Source organism: Pseudomonas flavocrustae (assembly GCF_029872515.1).
GTDB classification, from domain to species: domain Bacteria; phylum Pseudomonadota; class Gammaproteobacteria; order Pseudomonadales; family Pseudomonadaceae; genus Chryseomonas; species Chryseomonas aestiva.
The window spans coordinates 1-3,130 of sequence record NZ_JAPDIQ010000023.1; the positions used below are offsets into that span (position 1 = coordinate 1).

Below are 3,130 nucleotides of genomic sequence, written 5' to 3' on the forward strand. Positions count from 1 at the left end.
CGGTCAGATTGTTTGGGTGTTATATGGTCAAGCCTCACGGGCAATTAGTATCGGTTAGCTCAACGCCTCACAGCGCTTACACACCCGACCTATCAACGTCGTAGTCTTCGACGGCCCTTCAGGAAGCTCAAGGCTCCAGTGAGATCTCATCTTGAGGCAAGTTTCCCGCTTAGATGCTTTCAGCGGTTATCTCTTCCGAACATAGCTACCCGGCAATGCCACTGGCGTGACAACCGGAACACCAGAGGTTCGTCCACTCCGGTCCTCTCGTACTAGGAGCAGCCCCTCTCAAATCTCAAACGTCCACGGCAGATAGGGACCGAACTGTCTCACGACGTTCTAAACCCAGCTCGCGTACCACTTTAAATGGCGAACAGCCATACCCTTGGGACCGGCTTCAGCCCCAGGATGTGATGAGCCGACATCGAGGTGCCAAACACCGCCGTCGATATGAACTCTTGGGCGGTATCAGCCTGTTATCCCCGGAGTACCTTTTATCCGTTGAGCGATGGCCCTTCCATACAGAACCACCGGATCACTAAGACCTACTTTCGTACCTGCTCGACGTGTCTGTCTCGCAGTCAAGCGCGCTTTTGCCTTTATACTCTACGACCGATTTCCGACCGGTCTGAGCGCACCTTCGTACTCCTCCGTTACTCTTTAGGAGGAGACCGCCCCAGTCAAACTGCCCACCATACACTGTCCTCGATCCGGATAACGGACCAGAGTTAGAACCTCAAGATTGCCAGGGTGGTATTTCAAGGATGGCTCCACGCAGACTGGCGTCCACGCTTCAAAGCCTCCCACCTATCCTACACAAGCAAGCTCAAAGTCCAGTGCAAAGCTACAGTAAAGGTTCACGGGGTCTTTCCGTCTAGCCGCGGATACACTGCATCTTCACAGCGATTTCAATTTCACTGAGTCTCGGGTGGAGACAGCGCCGCCATCGTTACGCCATTCGTGCAGGTCGGAACTTACCCGACAAGGAATTTCGCTACCTTAGGACCGTTATAGTTACGGCCGCCGTTTACCGGGGCTTCGATCAAGAGCTTCGCTTGCGCTAACCCCATCAATTAACCTTCCGGCACCGGGCAGGCGTCACACCCTATACGTCCACTTTCGTGTTTGCAGAGTGCTGTGTTTTTAATAAACAGTCGCAGCGGCCTGGTATCTTCGACCGGCATGAGCTTACGGGGTAAACCCTTCACCCTCACCGGCGCACCTTCTCCCGAAGTTACGGTGCCATTTTGCCTAGTTCCTTCACCCGAGTTCTCTCAAGCGCCTTGGTATTCTCTACCCGACCACCTGTGTCGGTTTGGGGTACGGTTCCTAGTTACCTGAAGCTTAGAGGCTTTTCCTGGAAGCATGGCATCAACCACTTCTCCTTCTAAAAGAAGGATCGTCATCAGCTCTCGGCCTTAACTGTCCGGATTTACCTAAACAGTCAGCCTACCACCTTAAACTTGGACAACCAACGCCAAGCTGGCCTAGCCTTCTCCGTCCCCCCATCGCAGTAACTAGAAGTACGGGAATATTAACCCGTTTCCCATCGACTACGCCTTTCAGCCTCGCCTTAGGGACCGACTCACCCTGCGTCGATTAACGTTGCGCAGGAACCCTTGGTCTTTCGGCGTGCGAGTTTTTCACTCGCATTGTCGTTACTCATGTCAGCATTCGCACTTCTGATACCTCCAGCAAGCTTCTCAACTCACCTTCACAGGCTTACAGAACGCTCCTCTACCGCATCACCAAAGGTGATACCCGTAGCTTCGGTGCCTGGTTTGAGCCCCGTTACATCTTCCGCGCAGGCCGACTCGACTAGTGAGCTATTACGCTTTCTTTAAAGGGTGGCTGCTTCTAAGCCAACCTCCTAGCTGTCTAAGCCTTCCCACATCGTTTACCACTTAACCAGGACTTTGGGACCTTAGCTGACGGTCTGGGTTGTTTCCCTTTTCACGACGGACGTTAGCACCCGCCGTGTGTCTCCCATGCTCGGCACTTCTGGGTATTCGGAGTTTGCATCGGTTTGGTAAGTCGGGATGACCCCCTAGCCGAAACAGTGCTCTACCCCCCAGAGTGATACATGAGGCGCTACCTAAATAGCTTTCGAGGAGAACCAGCTATCTCCGAGCTTGATTAGCCTTTCACTCCGATCCACAAGTCATCCCCTGCCTTTTCAACGGAAGTGGGTTCGGTCCTCCAGTCAGTGTTACCTAACCTTCAACCTGCTCATGGATAGATCGCCCGGTTTCGGGTCTATTCCCAGCGACTAAACGCCCTATTAAGACTCGCTTTCGCTACGCCTCCCCTATTCGGTTAAGCTCGCCACTGAAAATAAGTCGCTGACCCATTATACAAAAGGTACGCAGTCACCTAACAAAGTAGGCTCCCACTGCTTGTACGCATACGGTTTCAGGTTCTATTTCACTCCCCTCTCCGGGGTTCTTTTCGCCTTTCCCTCACGGTACTGGTTCACTATCGGTCAGTCAGGAGTATTTAGCCTTGGAGGATGGTCCCCCCATATTCAGACAGGGTTTCTCGTGCCCCGTCCTACTCGATTTCATTGATAAGAGCGTTTCGCGTACAGGGCTATCACCCACTATGGCCGCCTTTTCCAAAGCGTTCCGCTACTCTCAAATCAACTTAAGGGCTGGTCCCCGTTCGCTCGCCACTACTAAGGGAATCTCGGTTGATTTCTTTTCCTCAGGGTACTTAGATGTTTCAGTTCCCCTGGTTCGCCTCTTAACCCTATGGATTCAGGTTAAGATACCTAGCTTATGCTAGGTGGGTTTCCCCATTCAGAGATCTCCGGGTCGCAGGTCATTTGCCACCTCACCGAAGCTTATCGCAGGCTATCACGTCTTTCATCGCCTCTGACTGCCAAGGCATCCACCGTATGCGCTTCTTCACTTGACCATATAACCCCAAGCAATCTCGCTGGCGTCCAAGGACGCTACCGATCTGCAGGCGTTACATGAGTGAAGACGACATTTCGCCGAAAACTTGCGCTTGAGTTCGCAAGATTTTACCTTGACGACACTAACTGCCAGTGAAAACAGTTAATGCAGTCTACTTCTATCACTTTCCCAATTTTTTAAAGAACAGTTCTGATCAAAGACCAGAAGTCAGC

The 3,130-nt window shown here is 52.2% G+C and carries 1 rRNA gene; it reads right to left on the reverse strand.

Annotated elements, in window-relative coordinates:
• Nucleotides 1–23: 23 nt before the first annotated feature.
• Nucleotides 24–2,916: ribosomal RNA gene (locus OMP44_RS24770) — 23S ribosomal RNA — on the reverse strand.
• Nucleotides 2,917–3,130: the final 214 nt, after the last annotated feature.